This is a genomic window from Pseudomonas sp. NPDC088890, from assembly GCF_044900155.1.
GTDB classification, from domain to species: Bacteria; Pseudomonadota; Gammaproteobacteria; order Pseudomonadales; family Pseudomonadaceae; genus Aquipseudomonas; species Aquipseudomonas urmiensis.
Map to the genome: position 1 here is coordinate 125,071 of NZ_JBJDNG010000006.1, position 26,141 is coordinate 151,211.

Sequence of the window (26,141 nt, forward strand, 5' to 3'; positions counted from 1 at the left end):
GTATAGGTTGCCCGGATGCTTAGTCCAGATGCTCCAGCAGTCGTCTGGCCGCCTCTTGCCCGCTCAGCCAAGCGCCCTCGACCCGCCCCGACAGGCACCAATCACCACAGGCATACAAGCCCAGGTCGGCATCGGCCAACGCTCCCCATTCATGGTTGCCCGCGGGTCGTGCGTAGAGCCAGCGGTGGGCCAGGGCGAACGAGGGTGCGGGGACCACGCAGCCAACCAGTTCGGCGAACTCACCCCACAGTTGTTCGATCACGGCCTCCTTGCTCAGGTCGATATGCTGCTTGCTCCAGTCTGAAGTGGCATGCAGTACCCAGGTATCCAACTGCTCGTCGCGGCCTGGCTTGCTACGGTTGCGGGCTAGCCAGTCGAGCGGATTGTCCTGTACGAAGCAGCCTTGCATCGGCGTATCGAGTGGGGTTTCGAAGGCCAGGGCAATCGCCCAGGTCGGCTCCATTTGCACGCCAGCGGCAACCGCGGCCAGTTTTGGCGTGGCGGCCAGCAAAGGCGTAGCCTGAGGCGCGGGCACGGCGATCACCACGCGGCTGAACGGGCCATGGCTGCAGCCTTCGGTGTCCTGCAGATGCCAGTACTGCTTGCCGCGAAATACCTCGGCGATGCGGCAGCCGAAGTTGACCGTGACATCCTTGAGCAGACCGCGGGTGATCGCGCTCATGCGTGGCACGCCAACCCAACGGGTCTGTTCGTCGGGGGAGGGGGTTAGCTCGCCGTCGCGGTAGTTGTACAGCTGTGGCTTCCACTGCTCGGCCCAGCCGGCAGCCACCCACTGCTGCACCTGCTCGACGAAGCGTCGGTCGCGGGCGGTGAAGTATTGGGCGCCGAGGTCCAGCGCGCCAGCTTCGCTGCGCTTGCTGGCCATGCGCCCACCGCTGCCATGGCCTTTGTCGAACAGGTGGACGGTCTGCCCGGCCTTTTGCAAGGCCTGGGCTGCGGAAAGGCCGGCGATCCCGGCACCGATGATGGCAATAGGTACTGTCATGATGGCCTCTTCGAACCTTGCTATAAGCAGATTACGCGGTCAGGCAAACCTGTACAATGCACAATGTTTGTATAAGGTTATTCCGCTCGATAGGCTAGGTTGGCCTATGTTTATCCGAGAGCGTTCGGTCAAAAAAGTGCCTTGATCTTAAAAATAGACCACGGCCGCCCTCTGCGAGGACACAGCCATGCATATATTGCTGACCGGCGGTACTGGCTTGATCGGCCAGCACCTTTGCCAGTTCTGGATAAACCAGGGCCACCGCCTGACTGTCTGGAGCCGCCGCCCGGAACAGGTGCCTAGATTGTGTGGTTCGGCGGTACGCGGGATTGCCCGTCTGGATGACCTGGCCGCAGACGATGTGGTCGATGCAGTGGTCAATCTGGCTGGCGCGCCGATTGCCGATCGGCCATGGACCGCTGCCCGGCGCCATCTGCTGTGGGCCAGCCGGATTACCCTCACCGAGCAATTGCTGGGCTGGCTGGAGCAGCGTCAGCAGCGCCCGCAGGTGTTGATTTCTGGCTCCGCTGTCGGCTGGTATGGCGATGGTGGCGAGCGTGAGCTGACCGAGGCGTCGCCGCCGGTCAAGGAAGATTTCGCCAGCCAGCTGTGCATCGCCTGGGAGGAAACCGCGCAGCGTGCGCAGGCCCTGGACATTCGCGTGGTGCTGGTGCGCACGGGGTTGGTGCTGGCCAGTGATGGCGGCTTTTTGTCGCGCCTGCGCGTGCCGTTCAAACTCGGCCTGGGCGGGCCTTTGGGCGATGGTCGGCAATGGATGCCGTGGGTCCATATAGACGACCAGGTCGCCCTGATTGATTTTCTCTTGCGGCACAACGACGCCAGCGGTCCTTATAATGCCTGCGCGCCAGAGCCAGTACGCAACCGCGAGTTCGCCAAGCGCCTGGGCAAGGCCCTGCACCGCCCGGCTCGCTTGCCGGTGCCGGCGCTGCTGCTCAAGGCTGGGCTCGGCGAGCTGTCGACCTTGCTGCTTGGCGGTCAGCGTGCGCGCCCGGTGCGCTTGCTGGCGGCGGGTTTCACGTTCCGCTTCAACGATCTGCAATCGGCGCTGGACAACCTGTCCAGCCGCCTCTGACATAGGACGCTGCATGACCGATCATGCTCTGCTGCTGGTCAACCTGGGTTCACCGGCTTCAACCTCGGTGGCCGACGTGCGCCGCTACCTCAATCAGTTCCTGATGGACCCCTACGTGATTGACCTGCCGTGGCCAGTGCGGCGCTTGCTGGTCTCGCTGATCCTGGTCAAGCGCCCGGAACAGTCGGCCCATGCCTACGCCTCGATCTGGTGGGATGAGGGTTCTCCGCTGGTGGTGCTGACCCGCCGCCTGCAAGCGGCGATGGTCGACCATTGGCCGCATGGTCCGGTGGAAATGGCCATGCGCTATGGCCAGCCGGCACTGCCCGATGTGCTCGCTCGATTGGCCGCGCAAGGCGTGCGCAAGGTGACCTTGGCGCCCCTGTATCCACAGTTCGCCGACAGCACGGTGACCACGGTTGTCGAACTGGCCAAGCAGACCATTGCCGAGCGCCAGTTGCCGCTTGAGATGCGCGTGCTGCAGCCATTCTATGACCAGCCAAGCTACATCGATGCCTTGGTCGCCAGTGCCAAGCCGCACCTTGAGCAGCCCTACGATCACCTGCTGCTGAGCTTCCACGGCTTGCCCGAGCGCCACCTGAAGAAGCTCGATCCAACCGGCAGGCATGATTTTCAGGCGGCTGATTGCTGCAAGGATGCCAGCGCCGAGATGCGCGCCGTGTGTTACCGCGGTCAGTGCCTGGCGACGGCCAAGGCTTTTGCGCAAAAGATGGGCATTGCCGATGGCAAGTGGTCGGTGTCGTTCCAGTCACGGTTGGGCCGTGCCAAGTGGATCGAGCCGTATACCGAGACGCGCCTGGATGAATTGGCCAAGGCGGGCGTGAAGAAGCTGCTGGTGATGTGCCCGGCGTTTGTCGCGGACTGCATCGAGACGCTGGAGGAGATCGGTGATCGCGGGCGTGAGCAGTTTATTGAGGCAGGTGGCGAGGAGTTGGTCCTGGTGCCATGCCTGAACGATCACCCGGAGTGGGTGAAGGTGTTGGCGGGGATGTGCGAAAAGGCCTGAGGTTTGAGGTTGGTAATACTGGCCTCTTCGCGGGCAAGCCCGCTCCCACAGGGGGCGCGGTGCACTCGATCCCTGTGGGAGCGGGCTTGCCCGCGAAGAGGCCAGTACTGACATCACCAATCTACTGCCCTAGAATCAGGGCAACTGATCATCCATCTTCTTGTTCTTCCAACCATCATTGCCCGGCAGCAACAGGTTCAGGGCAATGGCCACCACGGCGCACAGGGCGATACCCTTCAGGCCCCAATCGTCCGGGCCGTCGCCGCTGCCGATCAGCACGCCGCCGATACCGAATACCAGGGTCACCGAAACGATCACCAGGTTGCGAGCCTCGCCCAGGTCGATCTTGTGGCGGATCATGGTGTTCATGCCCACCGCAGCAATCGAACCGAACAGCAGGCACAGGATGCCGCCCATCACGGGCACCGGAATGCTCTGCAGCAGTGCTCCGAACTTGCCGATGAAGGCCAGGGTAATGGCGAAAATCGCCGCCCAGGTCATGATCTTCGGGTTGTAGTTCTTGGTCAGCATCACCGCGCCGGTCACTTCGGCGTAGGTGGTGTTGGGTGGGCCGCCGAACAGGCCGGCTGCGGTCGTAGCCAGGCCATCACCGAGCAGGGTGCGGTGCAGACCGGGTTTTTTCAGGTAGTCGCGACCGGTCACGCTACCCACGGCAATCACCCCGCCGATGTGTTCGATCGCTGGCGCCAGGGCAACCGGCACGATGAACAGAATGGCCTGCCAGTTGAAGGCCGGGGCGGTGAAGTTAGGCAGCTCAAGCCACGGCGCGGCAGCAATCTTGGCAGTGTCGACCACGCCAAAGGCGAACGACAGGGCGAAGCCCACCAGTACGCCCGAAATGATCGGCACCAGGCGGAAGATACCTTTGCCGAACACTGCCACGATCAAAGTGGTGAGCAGGGCCGGCATCGAAATCAGCATCGCGGTCTTGTACGGCATCAACGCGGCGCCGTCGCCGCCCTTGCCCATGGCCATGTTGGCGGCAATCGGCGCCATGGCCAGGCCAATGGAAATGATCACTGGGCCGATCACTACCGGCGGCAGCATGCGGTCGATGAAACCGGTGCCCTTGATCTTCACCATCAAGCCCATGAAGGTGTAGACGAAGCCGGCTGCCATCACCCCGCCCATGGTTTCAGCCAGGCCGAACTGACCCTTGGCGAGAATGATCGGGGTGATGAAGGCAAAGCTGGAGGCGAGAAACACCGGTACCTGACGGCCGGTCACCAACTGGAACAGCAGGGTGCCGATACCCGCGGTGAACAGCGCCACGTTAGGATCGAGGCCGGTGATCAGCGGCATCAGCACCAGCGCGCCAAATGCCACGAAGAGCATCTGCGCGCCCGAGACGACCTGGCGCCAGAGCGGGTCGTTGAAGCCGTCCTGCATGGTCAGGCGTCCTTCTGCTTGGTGCCGAAGATCTTGTCTCCAGCGTCGCCCAGGCCAGGGATGATGTAGCCATGTTCGTTCAGGCACTGGTCGATCGAAGCGGTATAGATGCTCACGTCCGGGTGAGCCTGTTCGACCGTGGCGATCCCTTCGGGCGCGGCCACCAGGACCATCGCGCGGATTTCCTTGCAACCGGCTTTTTTCAGCAGGTCGATGGTGGCGACCATTGAGGCGCCGGTCGCCAGCATTGGGTCGATGATCAGCGCCAGGCGCTGGTTGATATCGGGGGCGAGCTTTTCCAGGTAGGTGTGTGCTTCGAGGGTTTCCTCGTTGCGCGCAACGCCCACGGCGCTGACCTTGGCACCTGGGATCAGGCTGAGCACGCCGTCGAGCATGCCGATGCCGGCACGCAGGATGGGCACTACAGTGATCTTCTTGCCGGCGATTTTCTCGACCTGGACTTTACCGCTCCAGCCGTCGATTTCGTAGGATTCCAGCGGCAGGTCTTGAGTGGCTTCGTAGGTCAGGAGCGCGCCGACTTCCTGGGCGAGTTCGCGAAAATTCTTGGTGCTGATGTCGGCACGGCGCATCAGGCCGAGCTTGTGGCGGATCAGCGGATGGCGGATCTCACGAGTAGGCATAGGGGAGGGCTCCGGGAGGCGGGCAAAAAAACCGCGCTAGATTAATCTATTCAGCCTGAGCTGTCGTCTGGTCATTCAGCACGTTAGTCCATAAACGCTTGATCTGGGACGAGCGGATGCGTACCTTTGCCCGCTTTTCCAATTCCGACCCCCTTGGAGAGCGCCATGTCCGCCGATCTCGAGCACATCCGTCAAGTCATGCGCGAGGCAGACTGCCTGTACAACGAAGCCGAAGTAGAGGCCGCTATCGCCAAGGTCGGCGAGCAGATCTGCCAAGAGCTGCACGACAAGAACCCGGTAGTGTTCTGTGTGATGAACGGCGGCCTGATCTTTGCGGGCAAACTGCTGACTCACTTGCAGTTCCCGCTGGAGGCCTCGTACCTGCACGCCACCCGCTATCGCAACAAGACCAGCGGCGGCGAGCTGTTCTGGAAGGCCAAGCCAGAAGTGTCGTTCATCGACCGTGACGTGTTGATCGTCGATGACATCCTCGACGAAGGTCACACCCTCAGCGCCATCATCGACTTCTGCAAGCACGCTGGTGCCCGCTCGGTGTACACCGCCGTGTTGATCGACAAGGACCACGACCGCAAGGCCAGCCCTGATCTGAAGGCCAACTACGTCGGCCTGCCGTGCGTCGATCGCTACATCTTCGGTTACGGCATGGACTACAAAGGCTACTGGCGCAACGCCAATGGCATCTTTGCCGTAAAAGGCCTGTAAGGCTCTGTTGGCCCTATCGTGCTCCCGCTGTCAAAGCGGGCTTGCCCCGCGATAGGGCCAGTACAGGCCAACCGCTCATGCTAGAGTGCCCCTTCATGCCAAGGAGCCTCACATGCGTGCGTTTATCCCCCTCCTGCTGGCGGTGAGCTTGCCGTTGTCCGCGGCGCCATTGCACAGCCAGTTCCTTCCGCCCGATGACCAGTCCCTGCGCCAGGAAGCGCCGACCGGCCAGCAATTGCTGCAGGTCACCGACTACTCGGTGGTGGTGGGTACCCAGCGTCAGTCCGACCAGCAGCCAATCCCGATTACCGCTTCATTGCAGATGCGCCTCAAAGGCAAGCCCCTGAGCAAGGGGGCGACCATCAGCCAGGTGCTGCTCAGCTTCGATGGCGAGGGTGGCAAGAGCCTGAAGAAGCCGGTGTACGACGACAAGACCCGAACCCTGACCTTGAACTATCCGCTCGCTGACTACCGGGTGATCATGGATTTGCTGCGCAACGAGACGCTCTATGTGCAGTTTCTGACCTACGCCAATGGCCATATCTGGGCCGATCTGCACACCGGTACCGTACGTACGCGTTGAGGCCTGCGCGCTGCGAGGGGTAAACTGCCGGCCTTCGAAATTCCGTGATGGTCCAGTTGGAGTCGGCAATGCGTAAAGACAAGAAGCAGGTGATTGGTGACGAGATCAGCGACGACTACATCAAGTCGTTCCTTCAGTTCGAGCCGGCCGATGGCGTGACCTCGCCGTCTGTGCACAAGCTGGTCAAGGCTTACCGTGGTCTGCGCATTGACGACTTCGAGCGTTTTGTCGGCTTCTTCGTCGAGGCCGGTTTGGACCTGGACGGTAAAGACGAGCATGGCCAGACCTTCGTCGAGCAGATTGCCGATCAGCGCAATGCGCCTGAGTACATCGAGATCATCAACAACGCGCGTTGATCCAGCAAATCGTAGTGACTGGCTGATATGACGGGGCCGCAAAGCGGCCCCAAGAGGTCGGTAGTTACGCAGCACAAAAAAAGCCCCGAAGGGTAGTACTGCTCACCTAAGGCCCTTGTCGCCTGCTTTGGGGCCGCTTTGCGCCCCTTCGCGGGCAAGCCCGCTCCCACAGGTGTAGCGCCGTTCTCAAGTTAAGCGCTTTACCTGTGGGAGCGGGCTTGCCCGCGAAGGGGCGCAACGCGGCCCCAAAATCGTAAGTGAACAGCATTACCCCAAAGGGCGTTTTTTCGTTTCAGCCAGCTCAGGCGTAATGCTGAGCCGGGCTGCTTTCCACCATTTCCAGGGCTTCGTCGTTGTAGGCGCTGATCTTGCGGTACAGCGCGGCATCGGTAGCCAGGACCTTCTCGCGAGCCGGGAAGATTTCCTTGAGCTTGGCCGCCCAGGCACCCTTGGCCTGCTCGGGGAAGCAGCGCTCGATCAGCTCAAGCATGATCGAGACGGTCACCGAAGCACCTGGGGAGGCGCCCAGCAGTGCCGCCAGGCTGCCGTCCTGGGCCGAGACCAGCTCGGTACCAAACTGCAGCACGCCGCCTTTCTTCGGATCTTTCTTGATGATCTGCACGCGCTGGCCAGCCACTTCCAGGCGCCAGTCCTCGGCCTTGGCCTCAGGATAGAAGCGGCGCAGCGACTCGAGGCGTTGCTCCATCGACTGCATCACTTCGCTGACCAGGTACTTGGTCAGGTCCATGTTGTCGCGCGCTACCGCCAGCATCGGGCCGATGTTGCCCATGCGTACCGACAGCGGCAGGTCGAAGAACGAACCGTGCTTGAGGAACTTGGTAGTGAAACCGGCGTAAGGTCCGAACAGCAGCGATTTCTTGCCATCGACCACGCGAGTGTCCAAGTGCGGCACGGACATCGGCGGGGCGCCGACCGCAGCCTGGCTGTAGACCTTGGCCTGGTGCTGCTTGACGATTTCCGGGTTGTCGCAACGTAGCCACTGGCCGCTGACCGGGAAGCCGCCGAAGCCTTTGCTCTCAGGGATGCCCGAGGCTTGCAGCAGTGGCAGTGCCGCGCCACCGGCGCCGAGGAAGACAAAGCGGGCGTCGACTTCACGGGTGCTGCCGCTGTTGACGTCCTTGATGCTGACCGTCCAGCCGCTGCCGTTACGGCGCAGGCCGATGACCTTCTTGCTGTACTTGACCTGGGTGTCCGGGCTGTTGCCCAGCAGCTTGAGCAGCTTGTTGGTCAGGGCGCCGAAGTTGACGTCGGTGCCTTTCAATACGCGGGTGGCGGCGATGTGCTGGTCAGCCGGACGGCCGGGCATCATCAACGGCATCCAGTCGTTCATCACCGCCTTGTCTTCGGTGTATTCCATCTCGGCGAAGGCGTGGTGCTGCTTGAGCAGCTCGAAACGCTTCTTGAGGAAGGACACACCCTTGTCACCTTCGACGTAGCTCAGGTGTGGCACGGGGTTGATGAACGCACGCGGCGAGCCGAAGCTGCCTTTCTTGCTCAAATAAGCCCAGAACTGGCGCGAAACCTCGAACTGGGTATTGATGTGCACGGCCTTCTTGATGTCGATGCTGCCATCGGCGGCCTGCGGCGTATAGTTCAGCTCACACAGGCCGGCGTGACCGGTCCCGGCGTTGTTCCAAGGGTTGGAGCTTTCCGCAGCCCCGGAGTCCATCGCTTCGACGACCTCCAGTTTGAGGGCCGGGTCGAGCTCTTTGAGCAGTACGGCCAGGGTGGCACTCATGATGCCCGCGCCTACCAGTACTACATCAACCGATTCGTTCTGCGCCATTTAACGCGTCTCCACAATCTACAGCACCTAATTGACAGCATAGGATCCCTGGGGTTGCCAGGTTCGCCATGTCCGACTCTTCGCAGTTCTTGCAACTTCCGCGGACACCGCCAATCAGTCTCAGGGTTCATCTATTGAACGCTGTTGCCGCGGGTGCGGCAATTCGACTTATGGTCAAGGCATCCGACGTGCGTTATGGACCGGCCTCAGTTACTCATCGAGGATGAGCGAAGTTGCCGGCCATTAGGGGCCGTTCGGGACACATCTGCCGCTTTTGCACATGCCAGACTGTTCATTTTGCTCGCCACACTCTTGTGAAGTTGTGAAAACCCGTTTTTCCACGCTCTTTTGGAGACGTGAACCTCAAAAAGGGACTGCGCGATGGCAACCCACAGGTTCATGCAAAGCAGAAGGCCAGAAAAAGCAGGCACGACAGCCGATGCAAGACCTGAAGTGGAAGGCTCTCTGTGGGCGAGGCGGTGAAGGTGCCGGGGTCAATCGGCAGGTGCGGGGCCCGATCAGGAGACGTCCTTATAATCGGGGGGAGATTATAACGATGTCGCGGGCAGAAAGGTCGTTAATCGCGGTTTTTATTGCAGCGTTTGTCAGGCTGGCAGGCTGCGTTGCTGCCAGTGACGGCTTGCGCGGGCGCAAACTCGGGCGCTGGAAGGCAGTGGTTGGCCCAGCCAAGCCAGTTTGGCTTCGCTGACCTGGACCCAGCCACTGCCCGCTGGAGGCTGGCCGCAGTGCTTGAATGCCAGGCATTTTCCGTCGCAGTCCAGGCGAGCGTAGGTAAGGTGGCGCGGGCGGTGGAAGAGCAAGGTCCAGAGCGAGGCCATGGCGGTTGAGTCCTATTCGAGGGGGCTGGCGCTAGGATAAGGGCTCAGCCATGAAACCATTGTGACAAGCGGATTTAGCCGATGGCTGGCCCTTGTGGGGCTGGGTATACTGTGGGCCTTTGCCGCATTTTCTGGAGAAACGCGCATGTTGCAACGTCTGCTGTTCGGTTTGATCGCGGTGGCCAGCCTGAGCCTGGTCGGTTGTGCCCACAGCCCGCAACAACTCAGCCCGCAGCCCAAGCTCACGGCCCAGCTCAATCCGGTCGGGCGTGGCCAGCCGGTGGTGGTCAAGGTGGTCGATGGTCGTGCTTCGCAGTCACTCGGCACCCGCGGTGGCATGTACCCCGAGACCAGTACCATCAGCGTCAACGGCAACGATGTCGTGCCCAAGCTGCAGGCCCAGGCTGAAGCGGCTGTGCGTCTGCTGGGCTTCACCCCGACTCCGAATGCCTCCAATGCGCCGCAGTTGACCGTGACCCTGGCCGAGCTCAAGTACCAGTCGCCCAAGGACAAGATGTACGTGACCGAGGCAACCATCGGCGCCACCTTCCGTGCTGACGTGTCGAACGCCAACCGCCGCTACAGCGGCCGTTACGGGGCCTCCCTGGACCAGCGCTTCGGCATGGCGCCGAACCAGGAAACCAACACCAAGCTGGTCAGCGACGTGCTGAGCGATGCGCTGACACGTCTGTTCAAGGACCCGACCATTGGTCAGGTACTGGCCGAGTAATACGCCCCCTGTAATGCAAAAGCCCGCTGCCTGAGCGTAACGCTGTTCATTTAAGACCCGTATCGTCTGCTTTGGGGCCGCTTTGCGGCCCTTCGCGGGCAAGCCCGCTCCCACAGATCGACGCCGACCGTCCGAGCGGCGCTATCCCTGTGGGAGCGGGCTCGCCCGCGAAGGGCCGCAAAGCGGCCCCAAAACCTTAAATGAACAGCAGCTGTCTAAGCGGGATTTTTGGTGTCTGGACCAGACAAAGCAATCCCCGCTATTCGGCCTTAGGCTGCTTCTATATGAAAATCCAACCAGCTCAACCCGGTCTGCCCATCCACCTCTGGTAGATCTTCATGCGCATGCCCACCCAAGGCGCAATACACCAGCCACTGGCGGTCCTGCACATTGATGGCAAAACCATCGATCAGCGCCTGTTGTTCATCGCTCTGGGCAACGAGGTAGAGGCGGTCCTGGTTTTCGGCATGCAGCATGACTAGCTCCGTGAGAAGAAAAGGCCGACAGGGTGGCCTGTTCTGATGACGAGCATGTGACAGATGAAATTTAGTGACAGTTGGTCGTAAAAAATCGGCGCGCGCGATGGGCTTGAGTAGAATGCCGGGCTTTCGTTGTGGCAATTCCGAGGTCGTGCAATGTCGTTGCAAGTGCTCTGGGGGCTGTTGGCTTCCCACCCAGGCAAGCTGATCAACCTGCTTGCCCTGTTGATTACCTGCCCAGGCGGGCTACTGCTGCAGAGTGCCCGGCGTCGCGCGGTGATGACCCGCGAGAGCCTGGCGGTCGATGAAGGGTTGGTCGATGCCTTCGACCGTCGCGTGCCACGCTACTACTACATCCTCGGCTTCTCGTGCCTGGCGATGGCGCTGCTGTTGTCCTGGTTCAGCACCTGGATCTAAGCAGGGGGGCCGCCTAGCGGCCCCAGCCCATTCAGGCGACCGGGCTTTGCGCCTTGACCTGATATTGGTTGCGCACCGGCGTTGCGTATTGCAGCACCAGATACGGTTGCTGCTCGACCGGGCAAGCATCCAGGCGGCGCTGCCATTCTTCCTTGGCGCGCGCCAATTCTTCAGCAGGGAACAGCTTGTCCGCGCTCGGCACCTGCAGCGCAGGATCGGCCTCGCTCCACATGGCATACGCCAGGTAATGCACCGGGAACAAGCGGTAGCCGCCGAGGATCTGCCGGTCGATTTCCTGCGCCAGTTGCTTGGTGTCCTCGAAGAATTCGGTCACCGGCGGGGCAAAGTTGATGTGCACCCGACCTTTATAGCCGGTAATGCCCAAGGCAATGCTGTTGTCATCCTCGCCAGGCGCCTTCTTGTAGGTGCCGGTGGTAGCGCGAATATACAGCTCGCGGGCCTTGGCCTGATCGCATGGGTCGTATTCGTAGCTGATCGATACCGGGGTCAGGTTCAAGCCCTGGATCACCGCGCCGAATGGCTCGTCCTTGCGGCTCATGTGGAACATCTTGAGGATCGCCGAATCGGTGCGGTCGTCACCATCCTTGGCGCGGCCTTCGGCCTGGGCGATCCAGATCGAGGCGCCATCGTTGCGGATCGAATGATTGATATAAGCCGATAGCAACTGGTAGGCCGCGAGCTTCTCGCGCCGACCGCTGAGCGAGCGATGGACGATGAAACTCTTGTTCAGGCGCATCATGTCGCTGACGAACGGCTTTTGCAGCAGGTTGTCACCGATGGCGATGCGCGGGGTCGGCAGGCCCGCGTGATACACCGCGTAGTTGACGAAGGCCGGGTCCATGACGATGTCGCGGTGGTTGGCCAGGAACAGATACGCGGTGCCCGACTTGAGCTGCTCGACCCCAGAATACGTCACGCCATCGGTGGCGCGCTCGATGGTCTGGTCGACGTAGTACTCGACTTTGTCCTGCAGGGTCGACACGCAGGTCACTCCGGCGAACTCTTTGCGCAGGCGGCGGGCGATCAGCGGCTTGAGCAGCCAGCCGAAGGCGCCCGCGGCGCGCGGGAAGCGGAAGTGGGTGAGGATATCGAGGAATGCCGGGTCGCTGAGCAGGCGTGCCAGAACGGCAGGGACCTCAGCGTCGTCGTACGGTCGGATGGCATCGAATTCGCCCATCATGCTCTCTTGTTGGAAACGGCTAGGGTAATAGGTAGGGATCGGTTCCGAAAAACGGCTCGGACACACGCAGGCCCTGTAAATAGACCGGCAATTATACGCACAAGTCACTGCGGAGGCCGCGATGCTGGAATCAGCCATCTACGACTGCCCATATTGTGGTGAAGAGGTCGAGACCACGCTCGACCTGTCGGGCGGTGATCAAACCTACATCGAGGACTGCCAGGTCTGCTGTCGTCCTATTCTCTTCATCCTGCAGGTGCATGGTGACGAATGGATGCTCGATGTGAAGCGCGAGGATGACGCCTGATGCAACGAATTTATGAGCCCGAAGGCCTGCTGGAGGCCGAATTGCTGCTTGCCATGCTCGCCAGTGAGGGCATCGATGGGCACCTGGTCGGGCGCGACCTGGTCGGCGCCGCAGGCGAGCTGCCGATGCAAGGGTTGCTTGGGCTGGCAGTGCACGATGAACAGGCCGAGTACGCGCGCCAGCTGATCGATGCGTACAATGCTGCCCAGCCACTTGCTGGCGACGAGCCGGAAAGTGTTCCCGGAACCCTGATTTGCTAGGTTGTTTATTGCCATGTGTGGACGTTATGCCCTGTTTCGCTGGTCCCCGGCATTTGCCGCGTTGCCGGGATACCCTGCCGACCAACAGGCGCAATGGAACATCTCACCTGGAGCCTCGGTGATCATCCAGCGCCAGGTCGACGGCCAGCCGCAGCTGGCCCGGGCCCGCTGGGGCCTGACCCCGCCCTGGTTGACCGACTTGTCCCGGACTCCGGCTCAAGCCCGCGCGGAGACCCTCGCCGAGCAGCCGATGTTCCGTGAGGCGTTCCGCCAGCGGCGCTGCCTGATGCCAGCCAACGGCTTTTATGAGTGGCGCGGCAGCGTGCGCAAGCGGCCTTACTGGCTGACGCCGGGCGAGGGTGCTTCGCTGTTTTTCGCGGCGGTGTGGGAGGCGTATCCTGTTCAGGAGCAGGTGTGGCTCAGTTGTGCGGTGGTCACTCAGGCGGCGGTGAATCAGCGCCGGCCGTTGATCCTTGACGAGGCAGGGCAGGCGGCGTGGCTTGATCCGGATACGCCGGTGGCACGTTTGCAGGAGCTGTTGGCGAGCCCTCCGGCAGCCTTGCGTGAGCGGGCGTTGGCCAACTTCGTCAATGATCCGAAGCTCGATGCGCCGGAGTGCCTGACCCCGGCTTGATGGACTAGCAGAAAGTCCTCGCGATAAATCTTCCCTGCGGCTCTAGCGGCCTCAAGCGTCTGGCCCTAGGATACGCGGCACGTAAATAGGGAGTGTTTTATGCGTAAGTCATTTGTTGTCAGCATGTTGAGTGCCAGTGTCCTGCTCGGCGGCTGCCAGGCGGTGAATACCACCAGTGGTGGCGCCGTGGGCGTGGAACGCAAGCAGTACATGTTCAGCATGCTCTCGACCGATGAGGTCAACCAGATGTACGCCCAGTCGTACCAGCAGACCCTCAGCGAGGCATCGAGCAAAGGCGTGTTGGACAAAAGCAGCGCCGAAGCGAAACGCGTGCAGGCCATCGCCGATCGGCTGATCGCCCAGGCGCCACAGTTCCGCCCGGATGCGGCGCAGTGGAAATGGGAAGTCAACGTGATCAAGAGCGACGAGCTCAACGCCAACTGCGGGCCAGGCGGCAAGATCATCGTCTACACCGGCCTGATCGATCAGCTCAAATTGACCGATGACGAAATCGCCGCTGTGATGGGCCACGAAATCGCCCACGCCTTGCGTGAGCACGGCCGCGAAGCCATGTCCAAGGCGTATGGCGTACAGATGGCGCGCTCCGGGGCCGGTGCACTGCTGGGGTTGGGCCAGGACAGCATGGCGCTGGCCGACACCGTGGTGAACTACGCCATGACCTTGCCCAACAGCCGCGCCAACGAGAACGAGGCTGACTTGATCGGTTTGGAGCTGTCGGCACGTGCCGGCTACAACCCGAACGCTGCGATCACCCTGTGGAACAAGATGAGCAAGGCTTCCGAAGGCGCCCCGCCTGAGTTCATGAGCACTCACCCGGCGTCCAGCAGCCGGATCGCTTCGCTGCAAGCGGCCATCCCCAAGGTGATGCCGTTGTATCAAGCTGCCAAGAAGTAACTTGAAACGACTGGGGCTGCTGTGCGGCCCCAGTCATTTCATGATCCAGCCCCTTAGCCTATCCAGCCACTGGTCTTCATCGCCGAATACACCGCGACGATCGCCAGCACCACGAATGCCGCAGCCGCCAGACGACGAATCAGCGTCAGTGGCAGTTTGTCGGCAGCAAAATTACCCGCCAGTACCACCGGCACGTTGGCAATCAGCATGCCCAGGGTGGTGCCGATGATGACCATGATCAGGTGCGGATACTGCGCAGCGAGCATCACCGTGGCGACCTGCGTCTTGTCGCCGATCTCTGCCAGGAAGAACGCGATCAGCGTCGTCAGGAAAGGCCCGAACCGGCGCGCAGCGCTGCTTTCGTCGTCGTCCATCTTGTCCGGAACCAGCGTCCACAACGCGGTAGCGGTGAAGCTGGCAGCCAGGATCCAGTGCAACACGCTCTCGCTGAAGAAACCACTGACCCATGCACCGACTGCGCCCGCAGCGGCATGGTTGGCCAGGGTAGCGGCGACGATACCGGCGATGATTGGCCAGGGCTTGCGAAAGCGAGCGGCGAGAATGAGCGCGAGCAGTTGCGTCTTGTCGCCGATTTCAGCGAGTGCAACGATTGCGGTGGGGACCAACAGGGATTCCAGCATCAGGGTTCCTACGGGGGCGGGTCGACACGGCTATGACACGTACAGCCTTCCCGCCCCGGGTAAGGTGTGCGTGTCATAGGTCTTGTCAAACCCTGGATCCGTCTGCGCGGACCGTGGGTCGTACGCGCCATGGTCTGTGGACCAAGTGTGTTGACGCGTACCGGGCAAGCGAGGGTGCTTGCGGGAGACTACTCCCCTAGGACGGAGCGGATTCTGCCTAGGCCAATGCGTTTGGGCAAGCGCTATTTTTCAACCGCGCTTGGCCTGGTAGATGCGAAAGCCGCCTGCTTCGGTCAGCGTCCGGCAGTTGCCCAAGGCCTCCTGGATGAATGGTTGGTAGCGCAGGAAGGTGTTGGCCACCAGGCGAAGTTCGCCACCGGATCGCAGATGTTCTGCCGACTTTTTCAGCAGGTTTTCCGAGGCCTGGTAGTTGGTATGTACCCCGGTATGAAACGGCGGATTGCTCAAGATGACCTGCAGATCGCGCGGCGCCGCATCGATGCCATCACCGCTGATGACCTCGCCCTGCAGGCCATTGGCGGCCAAGGTCAGTCGGCTGCTGGCAACGGCAAAAGCATCCACATCGAGCAAGGTGACCTGGCTGTCCGGGTAGCGTCGCTTGATGATCGAGCCGATCACCCCGGCGCCGCAGCCAAAGTCCAGCACATGGCCGACCGGCAAGCCGTCCAGGTGCTCCAGCAACAGTGCAGTGCCGCGATCGAGGCGACCATGGCTGAACACCCCGGGCAGGCTGACGATCTTCAGTGGGCCGTCGGCCAGCTCCAGCTCAAAGCGCTCAGCCAGGCTTTCCAGGGGTTTTGCTTGCGGGGCGTTTTCCACCGTCACTTGCCACAGCTGGCAATGCCGCGCGCTGTCGAGCTTGCGCGGTTTGCCGAAGGCCTGCAGCTGCTTGGCCGCGCCTTCGATACCCCCGCGTTTCTCGCCAACCAGATACAGCTCGCGGCCGGCCAAGCGCGAGGCCAGGGCATTGAGCAGGTAGGCGGCAAGTTCGCGTGACTTGGGCAGAAACAGCACGGCTGCGTCGAACGCTACGTCCGGCACATCGACACCATGCTGGTTGCGCCCGGCGAAGCGTGCCTCGAGCATCGCTTGGTCGCCAGCGTGCCAGGTCCAGCCATGGGCCTGCGGCAATTGGCCGAGCAGGTCGTCGGCGGGCAGGCCGGCGAGCAGCACCGAGCCTTGGAACAACTCCGCCTGACGGAGCAACACTTCACTGCGCGGGTCCATGGACGACGCCTCCTGAAAAAGTCGCGCAGTGTAGCAGAGGCGGCCTTGGCTCAGCTGACCACGCGGCGCGGCTGATCAGCAAAGAACGCCTGGGCGTTCTCACTCAGCTGCCCGACGATACGCTGGCGCGATTCCACCGCACCCCAGGCGCTGTGCGGGGTGATGATCAGGCGTGGAATGTCGCTGGCCAGCAGTGGATTGCCATTGACTGGCGGCTCGACACTGAGCACGTCGGTGGCCGCACCGCCCAGGTGGCCGCTGCGCAGGGCATCGGCCAGGGCCTGTTCGTCGATCAGGCCGCCGCGGGCGGTGTTGACCACCAACGCGCCAGGCTTGAGCAACGCCAGTTGTGCGCTGCTGATCATGTGCCGGGTGTGGTCATTGAGAGGGCAATGCAGGGTGAGGGCATCGACTTGCGGCAGCAGCTCATCCAGAGGCAAGCGTTCGGGGCGCTCCGGGCGACCCGGGATCTGCCCGCTCAGCACGCGCATGCCGAACGCTTCGGCCAGGCGCGCCACAGCGCCGCCCAGCTCGCCATGGCCGAGCAGGCCGAGGGTTTTGCCTTCCAGCTCGACAATCGGGAAGTCCAGCAGGCAGAACTGGCTGGCCTTGGCCCATTGCCCGTCGCGCACTGCCTGGTTGTAGTCGCACAGGCGCGTGGCCAGGGCTAGCAGCAGGGCGATGGTGTGCTGGGCGACCGAGGGGGTGCCGTAGCCTTGGCAGTTGCACACGGTGATGCCTTGGGCGCGGGCCGCTTGCAGGTCAACGTTGTTGGTGCCGGTGGCCGCTACCAGGATCAGCTTGAGCTGCGGGTTGGCGGCCAGGGTAGCGGCATCGAGCTGGACCTTGTTGCTGATTACCGCGGTTGCGCCCTGCAAGCGCTTGGCGACCTGCTCGGCACTGGTCGACGGGTACAGCTGCAGGTCGTCGAATTGGCTAGCCAGAGGTGACAGGTCGAGGTCACCCAGGTCCAGTGACTGGTGATCAAGAAAGACGGCGCGGCGCGGGCTGGGCATGAGAGGCTCCGGTGGCAGGGGCGTGATCGGGGCCGCTGCGCGGCTCATCGCAGGCAAGCCAGCTCCTACAACAATTGCGCATGACCTGTAGGGGCTGGGCAAGCCTGCGATGGGCTGCGCAACAGCCCCAGGCGTGCCCCAGTGTCAAGGTCGTGCAGGTATCGCGTCAACGCCACTCATACCTGCCACCTGCAAATCATTCCTTCGGCTGATTTGGCTGTCACATCGCCGATCTAGAGTAACGACTGCGTAAATACCCAGACCCGCCCGTATTCGACAAAAGGGATACCCATGTTGCAGACCCGCATCATCAAGCCCGCCGAAGGTGCCTACCAGTACCCACTGTTGATCAAACGCCTGCTGATGTCTGGCAGCCGTTATGAGAAAACCCGCGAAATCGTCTATCGCGACCAGCTGCGGCTGACTTATCCCCAGTTGGTCGAGCGCATCGCGCGGCTGGCCAATGTGCTGACCCAGGCTGGGGTCAAGGCGGGCGACACCGTGGCGGTGATGGACTGGGACAGCCACCGTTACCTGGAATGCATGTTCGCCATCCCGATGATTGGGGCGGTGGTGCACACCATCAACGTGCGCCTGTCGCCTGAGCAGATTCTCTACACCATGAACCACGCTGAAGATCGCCTGGTGCTGGTCAATAGTGACTTCGTGGCTCTCTACCAAGGCATTGCCGGGCAATTGACCACCGTCGACAAGACCTTGCTGTTGACTGACGGCCCGGACAAGAGCGCCGAGCTGCCGAACCTGGTCGGCGAATATGAGCAACTGCTGGCCGCTGCCAGCCCGCAGTACGACTTCCCCGATTTCGACGAGAACTCGGTGGCCACCACCTTCTACACCACCGGTACTACCGGTAACCCCAAGGGCGTCTACTTCACCCACCGTCAGTTGGTATTGCACACGCTGGCCGAGGCGTCGGTGACCGGCAGTATCGACAGCGTGCGCTTGCTGGGCAGCAATGACGTCTACATGCCCATCACGCCGATGTTCCATGTGCATGCCTGGGGCATTCCCTATGCGGCGACCATGCTGGGCATGAAGCAGGTCTACCCTGGGCGCTACGAGCCGGACATGCTGGTCAAGCTGTGGCGCGAGGAGAAGGTCACCTTCTCCCACTGTGTGCCGACCATTTTGCAGATGCTGATCAACTGCCCCTCCTCGCAAGGCCAGGACTTCGGCGGCTGGAAGATCATCATCGGCGGCAGCGCCTTGAACCGTGCGCTGTACGAGGCTGCGCTGGCTCGCGGCATCCAGCTGACTGCCGCCTACGGCATGTCGGAAACCTGCCCGCTGATCTCCGCAGCGCACCTCAATGACGAGCTGCAGGCCGGCAGCGAGGATGAGCGGGTGACCTATCGGATCAAGGCCGGAGTGCCGGTGCCACTGGTGGAGGCGGCAATCGTCGATGGTGCGGGTAATTTCCTCCCCGCCGATGGCGAGACCCAAGGCGAGCTGGTGTTGCGCGCACCTTGGTTGTCGATGGGGTATTTCAAGGAGCCGGAAAAAAGCGCCGAGCTGTGGGCCGGCGGCTGGCTGCACACCGGCGATGTCGCCACCCTCGACGGCATGGGTTACATCGACATTCGCGACCGGATCAAGGATGTGATCAAGACGGGCGGCGAGTGGATTTCCTCGCTCGACCTTGAAGACTTGATCAGCCGTCACCCCGCTGTGCGTGAAGTGGCAGTGGTCGGGGTGGCCGACCCGCAGTGGGGTGAGCGGCCGTTCGCCTTGCTGGTGATCCGTGAAGGGCAGAGCATCGACGCCCGCACGCTCAAGGATCATCTCAAGCCGTTTGTCGAGCAGGGTCACATCAACAAGTGGGCGATTCCCAGCCAGATCGCCGTTGTTACTGAAATTCCCAAGACCAGCGTCGGCAAGCTCGACAAGAAGCGCATCCGCGTGGATATCGTCGAGTGGCAGGCGAGCAACAGCGCCTTCCTGTCGACCCTCTGATGGGCCATGCGGGTTACCCCTCAATGGGCGTGACCCGCATTGCAGAGCGCGCGGCGGCTTGTCAAATGAAGAAATTGCGCCATGCTTGAGCACTGTCAGCTCGCACACCAGACAGTCATGGAGCGAGCGGCAGGCACGGAACGCAAATCACACTTTAGAGGGATCAAGCGCCTGTGCCTGCTGGCTATAGTCGGGGCCAGGGGATTTTCAGGAATGGGGGAGGACGATGCGTGCAACTCGCATCGTCGCGGGCAACAGCCTGCACACCGGTCGCTCGGACCGTTCTTGAAAGGACTCACTGCCATAACAAAAAAGTACATGGAGTAGCGTCGATGAAATCTGCAAACCAGTTCTGGCGCCGGGCAAAACTGCCCCTGGCCGTCAGCCTCGCTTCAACGCTCGCAAGTCCCGCGTTTGCCGTTAGTTTCAACATCGGGGAAATCGAAGGTCAGTTCGATTCGTCGCTCTCTGTCGGCGCCAGTTGGTCGACAGCCAATCCCAACAAGAACCTCATTGGCTCCAACAACGGCGGCAAAGGCTTGTCGCAGACCTCCGACGACGGCCACCTGAACTTCAAGAAAGGCGAGACCTTCTCCAAGATCTTCAAGGGTATCCATGACCTGGAGCTGAAGTACGGCGACACAGGTGTATTCGTGCGTGGCAAGTACTGGTATGACTTCGAACTCAAGGACGAACACCGCCAGTTCAAAGACATCAGCGACTCCAACCGCAAGGAAGGCGCCCAGTCTTCTGGCGCTGAACTGCTCGACGCCTTCATCTACCACAACTACAACATTGCCGACCTGCCGGGCACCGTGCGTTTGGGCAAGCAGGTGGTGAGCTGGGGTGAAAGTACCTTCATCGGCGGTGGCATCAACAGCATCAACCCGATCGATGTCTCGGCATTCCGCCGTCCAGGTGCCGAAATCAAGGAAGGCCTGATTCCGGTCAACATGTTCTATCTGTCGCAGAGCGTCACCGACAACCTGTCGGTGGAAGGCTTCTACCAGATCGAATGGGACCAGACGGTCGTCGACAACTGCGGTACCTTCTTCTCGCAACCCGACGTGATCGCCGACGGCTGTGACAACAACCTGGCCGTACTGGCTACGCAGAACTCGCTGGCCGGCCGCCTCGGCCCGCTGGCAGGTCCCATTGGCGCTACCCTGGCCGCACAGGGCGTGAGCTATGGTTCGCCTGACGAAGGTGTGATCGTACGCCGTGGCCCTGACCGCGATGCACGTGACAGCGGCCAGTTCGGCGTGGCCATGCGCTACATGTTCGAACCGCTCAATACCGAGTTTGGTGGCTACTTCATGAACTACCACAGCCGTGCGCCGATCTTCAGTGGCCGCGGTGCCGATGCGCAGTTCTATGACCCGAACAGGCTGGCCGGAGCACTGATCGGTGCTGGTGTACCGCCCGGACTGCTGCCGGGCCTGCTGCCGGGCTTGATGCCGCTGGTGGTCGCGGGTAACTCCAGCTACTACGTGGAGTATCCCGAGGACATCCGTCTGTACGGCCTGAGCTTCTCCACCACGTTGCCAACCGGCACCGCGTGGAGTGGTGAGATCAGCTACCGGCCGAACGCGCCGGTGCAGTTGAATACCACCGATATCCTGTTCTCGGGCCTGACCCCACTCAACCCGGATGTGTCCGTGCTCCCAGGCACCCCAGGTCAGGATCAGCCAGGCTATCGCCGGAAGGAAATCACCCAGCTGCAGACCACGTTCACCCACTTCTTCGACCAGGTCATGGGGGCAGAACGCTTGACCATGGTGGGTGAGGTCGGCTGGACTCACGTCGGCGGTCTGGAGAGTACCTCCAAGGCGCGATATGGCCGAGACCCGGTCTATGGCCCAGGTCCGCTGCCAAATGGCCAGTGCCAGGCGCTGAACAGCAACACCCTGGGTACTGCCGATGCCAACAACGTCTCGCGCTACTGCGAAAACGACGGCTATACCACCAGCGATTCGTGGGGTTACCGCATCCGCGCGATCTGGGACTACAACAACGTCTTCGCCGGGGTCAACTTGCGCCCAAGCGTGGCCTGGTCGCATGACGTCGACGGTTACTCGCCAGGCCCTGGCGGCAACTTCGAGGAAGGCCGCAAGGCGGTCAGTCTGGGCTTGGAAGCCGAGTACCAGAACACCTACACGGCGAACCTGTCGTACACCAACTTCTTCGACGGCAAGTACACCACTGTGGATGATCGCGATTTCATCGCGCTCAGCTTCGGTGTGAACTTCTAAGAACATTGATCCAGGACGACACGACAATGAACAAGACCAGAAGTCTGCTGAAAGCCGGTGTGCTGGGCATGTCCCTGCTGGCGACCAGCGTCATGGCTGCGGTTTCCGCTGACGAGGCGGCCAAGCTGGGCACCACCCTGACGCCGATGGGCGCGGAAAAGGCCGGTAATGCCGACGGCTCGATCACGGCCTGGCAACCGCTGTCCAAGACCGCTGGAAGCGTCGATGGCAAAGGGTTCCTTTCCGATCCATACGGTAATGAACAGCCCAAGTTCACCATCACCGCGCAGAACGTCGATCAGTACCGGGACAAGCTCTCGCCCGGCCAGGTAGCGATGTTCAAGCGTTACCCCAACACCTACAAGATACCGGTCTACCCGACCCACCGTGGCTCTAGCGTGCCTGCCTCGGTGTTCGCCGACATCAAGGAAAACGCCACCAAGACCACATTGGTTGGCGGCGGCAACGGCCTGGAAAACTTCAAGACCGCCGTACCGTTCCCGATTCCCAAGAGCGGTGTCGAGGTGATTTGGAACCACATTACCCGCTATCGGGGCGGCAGCGTGACCCGTCTGGTGACCCAGGCCACGCCGCAGCAGAATGGTTCCTACAGCCTGGTGTACTTCCAGGACCAGTTCGTCTTCCGTGACAAGGTAAAGGGGTTCGATCCCGCCAACCCGGGTAACGTCCTGTTCTACTTCAAGCAGAAGGTGACTGCTCCCGCGCGCCTGGCCGGTACCGTGTTGTTGGTCCACGAAACCCTCGACCAGGTCAAGGAGCCGCGCAAGGCCTGGATCTACAACGCCGGCCAACGCCGCGTACGCCAGGCGCCGCAGGTATCCTACGACGGCCCAGGTACCGCCGCCGACGGCCTGCGCACCTCCGACAACCTGGACATGTACAACGGCGCCCCGGATCGCTACGACTGGAAGCTGGAAGGCAAGAAGGAGATGTACATCGCCTCCAACAGCTACAAGCTCGACTCGCCGTCGCTCAAGTACTCCGACATCCTCAAGGCGGGTCATATCAACCAGGACCTAGCCCGTTACGAACTACGTCGTGTGTGGCATGTGGTAGCGACGCTCAAGCCGGGCCAGCGCCATATCTACGCCAAGCGTGACTTCTACATCGACGAGGATACCTGGCAGGCAGCGGTGATCGACCAGTACGACGGCCGTGACCAGCTGTGGCGCGTCTCCGAGGCCCACTCGCAGGACTACTACAACGTCGAAGTGCCGTGGTACACCCTGGAGGCGATCTACGACTTGCAGTCCGGTCGCTACCTCGCCCTGGGCATGAAGAACGAAGAGAAGCGCGCCTACGACTTCGGCTTCAGTGCCAGCCTGAGCGACTTCCAGCCCGCTGCGCTACGCCAGGAGGGTGTGCGCTAAGCTGAGATTCGAAAACTCCGTGTGACTCCCAGAACGCCCCGGCTTGCCGGGGCGTTTTGATTTCGGTGTCTGTGCCGCCCGCATCGCGGGGCAAGCCCGCTCCCACGCAGCGCAAGAAGACTCGTGGGAGCGGGCTTGCCCCGCGATGCGGCCGGTACAACCAGCCCCAGTACCTCAGGCGCGTCATCCCAATCAATCCGTACTGTTTCTTTTTGTCGTAGTCTTTTTCACGACATCCGTCCCCATCATCTTCAAATACGCTGCGATACCCGCTAGTCTCGCAACAATCCGTACTGCCGAAGTCTTCCAATTAGAACGAGCCGGCCATGACAGATTTGTCCCGTATGCATGGATTCGCCAGTCAGGCCTTAGGCCTGCTGGACGGGCGTTTCTTCCGGCCACCGTTGCCGGACGGCCACGTCCCGCGTGATCGCCTGTGTCAGCGCCTGCAAGCCGGGCTGGGCGGGCGCCTGTTGCTGGTCAACGCCCCGGCAGGTTTTGGCAAAAGCTCGCTGGCCATCGAATTCTGCCAGGGCCTGCCCGAGCACTGGCGCAGTCTCTGGTTGGGTCTGAGCCCGCGTGATGCCGATCCTGGCCGCTTCCTAGAGCGCTTGCTTGAAGGCCTGCAGCAGTTTTGTCCGGCACTCGGGGGCCAGGCCATGGGGCTGTTGAAGATGCGTCAGCGTCATCAACCGTTCGCGTTCGAAGAATGGCTCGATGGCTTGCTAGACGAGCTTGCGCTCTACCTGCAAGCCGATAGCCCGTTGCTGCTGGTACTGGACGACTATCACCTGGCCCAGGGGCCGGTTCTGGACCGTTGTCTGCAATTCTTCCTCAACCACCTGCCAGGTGGCCTGGTGCTGATGATCACCAGTCGCCAGCGCCCCGACTGGCACCTGGCGCGTTTGCGCCTGTCGCGCCAGCTGACCGAGCTGAACGAGCAGGATCTGCGCCTGACCCCCGAGGAAGCACTGTCGGTTATTGGTCGACAACCCACCGGCCTGCGTGGCCAGGCGCTGGACAACCTGATCCAGCGCAGCGATGGCTGGGTGGCAGGCTTGCGGTTCTGGCAACTGGCGGCCAGTGAGTCGGGGGACGAGCATGCCTTGCCCCAGGCCCTGCACGGGGGCGAAGGGCTGATTCGCGATTACCTGCTTGAAGAAGTCATCGATATCCTGCCAATCGATGTGCAGGCGTTTCTCTACGAGACGGCCTGCCAGGAGCGCTTCTGCGCCGAACTGTGCGATGCCCTGCGCGAGCGCCAGGACAGCGCGGCCATCCTGCGTTACCTGCAAGCCCATCAAGTGTTTTTGGTGCCCCTGGACGAACACGGCCGCTGGTATCGCTACCACCATCTATTTTCCGACCTGCTGCGCAGCCGCGACGCCTGCGAGCCACTAGCGGATCTGCACCTGCGTGCCTGCCGCTGGTTCGAGCGCCAGGGTTTGCTCGATGAAGCGGTAGAGCAGGCTTTGCGTGCTGGCCATCTGAATGTGGCCGCTGACTTGGTGCAGAGCCTGTCCGAGGAGCAGTTGCTGGCCGAGCAGAATGTCGGCATGTTGCTGCGCTGGAAAATGGACCTGCCCGACAGCCTGCTGATCAGCACGCCACGCTTGATCGTGCTCTACAGCTGGGCCTTGGGCCTGGCTTGTCAGCTGGACGCAGCCGAGGAGCTGGCCGCGCACTTGAGCCGCTTCCTGCCAGCGCCGTCGGCGACTGCGCAAAAGTCCATGCTGGCACAGTGGCTGGCCTTGAGCGGTGTGATCGCTCGCGGTCGCGGCGATCGCGAGCGCACCCTGGCCTACTGCGGCGAAGCTCTGCACAGCCTGCCGAACAAGCGCTATGGGCAACGCTTGGTGTGCCTTTCGACCTTGTCCAACCTGGCCATTGCCGACGCCGACTTCTGGCGTGCGCGCGGCTGGAATCGCGAGGCCCTGGAATTGGCGCAAAGGGTCGGCAATCCATTGTTCGAAGCCTTGGCCCATTACGACCGGGCGCGCGTGCTGCATGCCCGTGGTGAAGTAGAGCGAGCCCTGGACGAGGTGCGTCAAGGCTTGCAGCGCTTGCAAGGGCTGTCAGCGCAGCGGCTGTACGCCGTGCGTGCCCGGCTGACCCTGTACGAAGGCTACCTGCTGGCCACCCATCTACAGCCGGCGCAAGGTCGCGCCCGCCTGCGTGCAGGGCTCAGCGAAGCACGTGCCTGCCGCGACATCAGTGTGCTGATCGGCCACTGCGCGATCGCCTCACTGGAAGGCCGCGAGGGTCACTTCGCCGAGGCCTTCGCGGAACTGGCTGAGGCCGAACGGTTGATGCACATCTGGGACGTGCCGCCGATTTTCTACCTGGCCATGATCACCCTGGTGAAGTGCGAGCTGTGGTTGGCCCAGGGCCGTACCGACCTTGCCGAATCCTGGTTGCTGCGCCTGGGCCAGACCTACGGCGGCGAGCAGCCAGCGGCTGCGCCAGAGTTTCATCCGCTACTGCCGCTGCACATCGAATTGCAGCAGGCTCTGCTCGAACGCGTGCTCGGGCGCCCAGAAGACGCCGCTGAGCGCTTGCGGGGGTTGGTTGAGCGGGGGCAGGCCAGCGGCGGGCACATGTTGCTGGTCAGTGCCTTGTGCCAGTGGATCGCGTTGCTGCTGGCGCAAGGGCGCGACCAGCAGGCCGTGAGCCTGCTGCCCAAAGCCCTGGAGGCGGCTCAAGGGGGCGCCTTGCAGCCTTTCCAGAAGCTGATCGAAGAGCACCCCCACTGGTTACGCGAACACCTGTCGGTGCGTGCCGCCTGCGCCACTCAAGTCGCTTTGCTGGCGCGCTTGCCGCAGCTGCCAGCCAGCAACTCCAGCAATGAGGCGCTAAGCGGGCGTGAGCTGGCGGTGCTGGAGCTGATCGCCCAAGGCTGCTCCAATCAGCAGATCAGCGAGCGCTTGTTCATTTCGCTGCACACGGTCAAGACCCACGCCAGCCACATCAACAGCAAGCTCGGCGTCGAGCGGCGCACCCAGGCGGTGGCCAAGGCCAAGTCGCTAGGTCTGCTGGCATAGTGGTTGCCGGGGAGATTGCTGGCTAGAATAGTGGCTTAAGGCCATTATCGCTGGCGCCGCTGTTTTCGGGCTCATCTTTCTTGCCCTGCTGCCGATAACCGAATCGGCGGCATGCATCGCCGCACGCCATTTTCCAACTATTCCCAAGAC

The 26,141-nt window shown here is 62.0% G+C and carries 25 protein-coding genes and 1 riboswitch; of the genes, 15 read left to right on the top strand and 10 right to left on the bottom strand.

Going from position 1 to position 26,141, the window contains the following annotated elements; translation table 11 throughout:
• Positions 1-19 precede the first annotated feature (19 nt).
• Positions 20-1,006: an NAD(P)/FAD-dependent oxidoreductase gene (locus tag ACI2JX_RS14710; RefSeq protein ID WP_186554185.1), complete on the bottom strand. Its 987-nt coding sequence runs from the start codon at positions 1,004-1,006 to the stop codon at positions 20-22.
• 187 nt (positions 1,007-1,193) lie between these two features.
• Here ACI2JX_RS14710 and ACI2JX_RS14715 point away from each other — a divergent pair, with 187 nt between their 5' ends.
• Positions 1,194-2,099 (top strand): TIGR01777 family oxidoreductase, encoded by a 906-nt coding sequence (locus tag ACI2JX_RS14715; RefSeq protein ID WP_404690360.1) that lies wholly within the window; start codon positions 1,194-1,196, stop codon positions 2,097-2,099.
• Between the two features lie 13 nt (positions 2,100-2,112).
• Positions 2,113-3,126: a ferrochelatase gene (hemH, locus tag ACI2JX_RS14720; protein WP_404690361.1), complete on the top strand. Its 1,014-nt coding sequence runs from the start codon at positions 2,113-2,115 to the stop codon at positions 3,124-3,126.
• A gap of 135 nt (positions 3,127-3,261) precedes the next feature.
• Here hemH and ACI2JX_RS14725 read toward each other — a convergent pair whose 3' ends face one another.
• Together ACI2JX_RS14725 and upp are read right to left on the bottom strand one after the other, a co-directional pair.
• The gene (locus ACI2JX_RS14725; RefSeq protein ID WP_404690362.1) at positions 3,262-4,536 is read right to left on the bottom strand and encodes a uracil-xanthine permease family protein; all 1,275 of its coding nucleotides are present in this window, start codon (positions 4,534-4,536) and stop codon (positions 3,262-3,264) included.
• A gap of 2 nt (positions 4,537-4,538) precedes the next feature.
• A complete protein-coding gene (upp, locus tag ACI2JX_RS14730) occupies positions 4,539-5,177 on the bottom strand; it encodes a uracil phosphoribosyltransferase (RefSeq protein ID WP_186554181.1) in 639 nt (212 codons plus the stop codon).
• 165 nt (positions 5,178-5,342) lie between these two features.
• On the opposite strand from upp, the gene ACI2JX_RS14735 reads away from it, so the two are divergent.
• From ACI2JX_RS14735 to ACI2JX_RS14745, 3 genes are all read left to right on the top strand, one after another.
• Positions 5,343-5,900, top strand: a complete 558-nt coding sequence (locus ACI2JX_RS14735; protein ID WP_186554180.1) for a hypoxanthine-guanine phosphoribosyltransferase — start codon at positions 5,343-5,345, stop codon at positions 5,898-5,900.
• A gap of 112 nt (positions 5,901-6,012) precedes the next feature.
• Positions 6,013-6,483 (top strand): hypothetical protein, encoded by a 471-nt coding sequence (locus tag ACI2JX_RS14740; RefSeq protein WP_264234740.1) that lies wholly within the window; start codon positions 6,013-6,015, stop codon positions 6,481-6,483.
• A 68-nt stretch (positions 6,484-6,551) separates the two neighbouring features.
• Positions 6,552-6,839: a PA4642 family protein gene (locus ACI2JX_RS14745; RefSeq protein ID WP_404690363.1), complete on the top strand. Its 288-nt coding sequence runs from the start codon at positions 6,552-6,554 to the stop codon at positions 6,837-6,839.
• 301 nt (positions 6,840-7,140) lie between these two features.
• Here ACI2JX_RS14745 and mqo read toward each other — a convergent pair whose 3' ends face one another.
• Positions 7,141-8,646, bottom strand: a complete 1,506-nt coding sequence (gene mqo, locus ACI2JX_RS14750) for a malate dehydrogenase (quinone) (RefSeq protein ID WP_186554177.1) — start codon at positions 8,644-8,646, stop codon at positions 7,141-7,143.
• Between the two features lie 605 nt (positions 8,647-9,251).
• A complete protein-coding gene (locus ACI2JX_RS14755; RefSeq protein ID WP_186554176.1) occupies positions 9,252-9,485 on the bottom strand; it encodes a hypothetical protein in 234 nt (77 codons plus the stop codon).
• A 145-nt stretch (positions 9,486-9,630) separates the two neighbouring features.
• Between ACI2JX_RS14755 and ACI2JX_RS14760 the strand changes: the two genes are divergently transcribed.
• Positions 9,631-10,215: a YajG family lipoprotein gene (locus tag ACI2JX_RS14760; protein WP_186554175.1), complete on the top strand. Its 585-nt coding sequence runs from the start codon at positions 9,631-9,633 to the stop codon at positions 10,213-10,215.
• 269 nt (positions 10,216-10,484) lie between these two features.
• Here the strand turns inward: ACI2JX_RS14760 and ACI2JX_RS14765 are convergent, their stop codons facing one another.
• Positions 10,485-10,691 (bottom strand): hypothetical protein, encoded by a 207-nt coding sequence (locus ACI2JX_RS14765; RefSeq protein WP_186554174.1) that lies wholly within the window; start codon positions 10,689-10,691, stop codon positions 10,485-10,487.
• A 159-nt stretch (positions 10,692-10,850) separates the two neighbouring features.
• Here ACI2JX_RS14765 and ACI2JX_RS14770 point away from each other — a divergent pair, with 159 nt between their 5' ends.
• Positions 10,851-11,111: a hypothetical protein gene (locus tag ACI2JX_RS14770; RefSeq protein WP_264234743.1), complete on the top strand. Its 261-nt coding sequence runs from the start codon at positions 10,851-10,853 to the stop codon at positions 11,109-11,111.
• Between the two features lie 31 nt (positions 11,112-11,142).
• On the opposite strand, the gene ACI2JX_RS14775 is transcribed toward ACI2JX_RS14770, so the two are convergent.
• Complete coding sequence (locus ACI2JX_RS14775) at positions 11,143-12,312, bottom strand: 1-acyl-sn-glycerol-3-phosphate acyltransferase (RefSeq protein ID WP_404690364.1); 1,170 nt, start codon at positions 12,310-12,312, stop codon at positions 11,143-11,145.
• 121 nt (positions 12,313-12,433) lie between these two features.
• On the opposite strand from ACI2JX_RS14775, the gene ACI2JX_RS14780 reads away from it, so the two are divergent.
• The 4 genes from ACI2JX_RS14780 to ACI2JX_RS14795 all read left to right on the top strand — a co-directional run bounded on the left by ACI2JX_RS14780 (position 12,434) and on the right by ACI2JX_RS14795 (position 14,428).
• On the top strand, positions 12,434-12,619 hold the full coding sequence (locus ACI2JX_RS14780; protein ID WP_264234745.1) for a CPXCG motif-containing cysteine-rich protein: 186 nt from the start codon (positions 12,434-12,436) through the stop codon (positions 12,617-12,619).
• Complete coding sequence (locus ACI2JX_RS14785) at positions 12,619-12,879, top strand: putative signal transducing protein (protein WP_264234746.1); 261 nt, start codon at positions 12,619-12,621, stop codon at positions 12,877-12,879. Before ACI2JX_RS14780 ends, ACI2JX_RS14785 begins: the two co-directional genes overlap by 1 nt.
• 13 nt (positions 12,880-12,892) lie before the next feature.
• The gene (locus tag ACI2JX_RS14790; protein ID WP_264234747.1) at positions 12,893-13,513 is read left to right on the top strand and encodes an SOS response-associated peptidase; all 621 of its coding nucleotides are present in this window, start codon (positions 12,893-12,895) and stop codon (positions 13,511-13,513) included.
• Positions 13,514-13,612: 99 nt separating this feature from the next.
• Positions 13,613-14,428 carry a M48 family metallopeptidase gene (locus ACI2JX_RS14795; RefSeq protein ID WP_186554168.1) on the top strand — a complete coding sequence of 272 codons (816 nt, stop codon included), beginning with the start codon at positions 13,613-13,615 and terminating at the stop codon, positions 14,426-14,428.
• A gap of 53 nt (positions 14,429-14,481) precedes the next feature.
• On the opposite strand, the gene ACI2JX_RS14800 is transcribed toward ACI2JX_RS14795, so the two are convergent.
• The 3 genes from ACI2JX_RS14800 to ACI2JX_RS14810 form a co-directional block, all read right to left on the bottom strand.
• Complete coding sequence (locus ACI2JX_RS14800) at positions 14,482-15,066, bottom strand: TMEM165/GDT1 family protein (protein ID WP_186554301.1); 585 nt, start codon at positions 15,064-15,066, stop codon at positions 14,482-14,484.
• A gap of 91 nt (positions 15,067-15,157) precedes the next feature.
• Positions 15,158-15,278, bottom strand: a riboswitch (yybP-ykoY riboswitch).
• 40 nt (positions 15,279-15,318) lie between these two features.
• Positions 15,319-16,317 carry a class I SAM-dependent methyltransferase gene (locus tag ACI2JX_RS14805; protein ID WP_186554167.1) on the bottom strand — a complete coding sequence of 333 codons (999 nt, stop codon included), beginning with the start codon at positions 16,315-16,317 and terminating at the stop codon, positions 15,319-15,321.
• A gap of 50 nt (positions 16,318-16,367) precedes the next feature.
• Positions 16,368-17,333: a 2-hydroxyacid dehydrogenase gene (locus ACI2JX_RS14810; RefSeq protein ID WP_404690365.1), complete on the bottom strand. Its 966-nt coding sequence runs from the start codon at positions 17,331-17,333 to the stop codon at positions 16,368-16,370.
• A 291-nt stretch (positions 17,334-17,624) separates the two neighbouring features.
• On the opposite strand from ACI2JX_RS14810, the gene ACI2JX_RS14815 reads away from it, so the two are divergent.
• The 4 genes from ACI2JX_RS14815 to ACI2JX_RS14830 all read left to right on the top strand — a co-directional run bounded on the left by ACI2JX_RS14815 (position 17,625) and on the right by ACI2JX_RS14830 (position 25,991).
• Positions 17,625-19,307, top strand: a complete 1,683-nt coding sequence (locus ACI2JX_RS14815; protein WP_186554165.1) for a fatty acid--CoA ligase — start codon at positions 17,625-17,627, stop codon at positions 19,305-19,307.
• 332 nt (positions 19,308-19,639) lie between these two features.
• Complete coding sequence (locus tag ACI2JX_RS14820; protein ID WP_264234750.1) at positions 19,640-21,559, top strand: DUF1302 domain-containing protein; 1,920 nt, start codon at positions 19,640-19,642, stop codon at positions 21,557-21,559.
• A gap of 26 nt (positions 21,560-21,585) precedes the next feature.
• Positions 21,586-22,950 carry a DUF1329 domain-containing protein gene (locus ACI2JX_RS14825; RefSeq protein WP_264234751.1) on the top strand — a complete coding sequence of 455 codons (1,365 nt, stop codon included), beginning with the start codon at positions 21,586-21,588 and terminating at the stop codon, positions 22,948-22,950.
• 326 nt (positions 22,951-23,276) lie between these two features.
• Positions 23,277-25,991: a LuxR C-terminal-related transcriptional regulator gene (locus tag ACI2JX_RS14830; protein ID WP_404690366.1), complete on the top strand. Its 2,715-nt coding sequence runs from the start codon at positions 23,277-23,279 to the stop codon at positions 25,989-25,991.
• Positions 25,992-26,141 lie beyond the last annotated feature (150 nt).

Bases quoted from the DNA above. Each gene is read 5' to 3' on its own strand.
- ACI2JX_RS14710 (WP_186554185.1), bottom strand. From the start codon at position 1,006: ATGACAGTACCTATTGCCATCATCGGTGCCGGGATCGCCGGCCTTTCC.
- ACI2JX_RS14715 (WP_404690360.1), top strand. From the start codon at position 1,194: ATGCATATATTGCTGACCGGCGGTACTGGCTTGATCGGCCAGCACCTT.
- hemH (WP_404690361.1), top strand. From the start codon at position 2,113: ATGACCGATCATGCTCTGCTGCTGGTCAACCTGGGTTCACCGGCTTCA.
- ACI2JX_RS14725 (WP_404690362.1), bottom strand. From the start codon at position 4,536: ATGCAGGACGGCTTCAACGACCCGCTCTGGCGCCAGGTCGTCTCGGGC.
- upp (WP_186554181.1), bottom strand. From the start codon at position 5,177: ATGCCTACTCGTGAGATCCGCCATCCGCTGATCCGCCACAAGCTCGGC.
- ACI2JX_RS14735 (WP_186554180.1), top strand. From the start codon at position 5,343: ATGTCCGCCGATCTCGAGCACATCCGTCAAGTCATGCGCGAGGCAGAC.
- ACI2JX_RS14740 (WP_264234740.1), top strand. From the start codon at position 6,013: ATGCGTGCGTTTATCCCCCTCCTGCTGGCGGTGAGCTTGCCGTTGTCC.
- ACI2JX_RS14745 (WP_404690363.1), top strand. From the start codon at position 6,552: ATGCGTAAAGACAAGAAGCAGGTGATTGGTGACGAGATCAGCGACGAC.
- mqo (WP_186554177.1), bottom strand. From the start codon at position 8,646: ATGGCGCAGAACGAATCGGTTGATGTAGTACTGGTAGGCGCGGGCATC.
- ACI2JX_RS14755 (WP_186554176.1), bottom strand. From the start codon at position 9,485: ATGGCCTCGCTCTGGACCTTGCTCTTCCACCGCCCGCGCCACCTTACC.
- ACI2JX_RS14760 (WP_186554175.1), top strand. From the start codon at position 9,631: ATGTTGCAACGTCTGCTGTTCGGTTTGATCGCGGTGGCCAGCCTGAGC.
- ACI2JX_RS14765 (WP_186554174.1), bottom strand. From the start codon at position 10,691: ATGCTGCATGCCGAAAACCAGGACCGCCTCTACCTCGTTGCCCAGAGC.
- ACI2JX_RS14770 (WP_264234743.1), top strand. From the start codon at position 10,851: ATGTCGTTGCAAGTGCTCTGGGGGCTGTTGGCTTCCCACCCAGGCAAG.
- ACI2JX_RS14775 (WP_404690364.1), bottom strand. From the start codon at position 12,312: ATGATGGGCGAATTCGATGCCATCCGACCGTACGACGACGCTGAGGTC.
- ACI2JX_RS14780 (WP_264234745.1), top strand. From the start codon at position 12,434: ATGCTGGAATCAGCCATCTACGACTGCCCATATTGTGGTGAAGAGGTC.
- ACI2JX_RS14785 (WP_264234746.1), top strand. From the start codon at position 12,619: ATGCAACGAATTTATGAGCCCGAAGGCCTGCTGGAGGCCGAATTGCTG.
- ACI2JX_RS14790 (WP_264234747.1), top strand. From the start codon at position 12,893: ATGTGTGGACGTTATGCCCTGTTTCGCTGGTCCCCGGCATTTGCCGCG.
- ACI2JX_RS14795 (WP_186554168.1), top strand. From the start codon at position 13,613: ATGCGTAAGTCATTTGTTGTCAGCATGTTGAGTGCCAGTGTCCTGCTC.
- ACI2JX_RS14805 (WP_186554167.1), bottom strand. From the start codon at position 16,317: ATGGACCCGCGCAGTGAAGTGTTGCTCCGTCAGGCGGAGTTGTTCCAA.
- ACI2JX_RS14810 (WP_404690365.1), bottom strand. From the start codon at position 17,333: ATGCCCAGCCCGCGCCGCGCCGTCTTTCTTGATCACCAGTCACTGGAC.
- ACI2JX_RS14815 (WP_186554165.1), top strand. From the start codon at position 17,625: ATGTTGCAGACCCGCATCATCAAGCCCGCCGAAGGTGCCTACCAGTAC.
- ACI2JX_RS14820 (WP_264234750.1), top strand. From the start codon at position 19,640: ATGAAATCTGCAAACCAGTTCTGGCGCCGGGCAAAACTGCCCCTGGCC.
- ACI2JX_RS14825 (WP_264234751.1), top strand. From the start codon at position 21,586: ATGAACAAGACCAGAAGTCTGCTGAAAGCCGGTGTGCTGGGCATGTCC.
- ACI2JX_RS14830 (WP_404690366.1), top strand. From the start codon at position 23,277: ATGACAGATTTGTCCCGTATGCATGGATTCGCCAGTCAGGCCTTAGGC.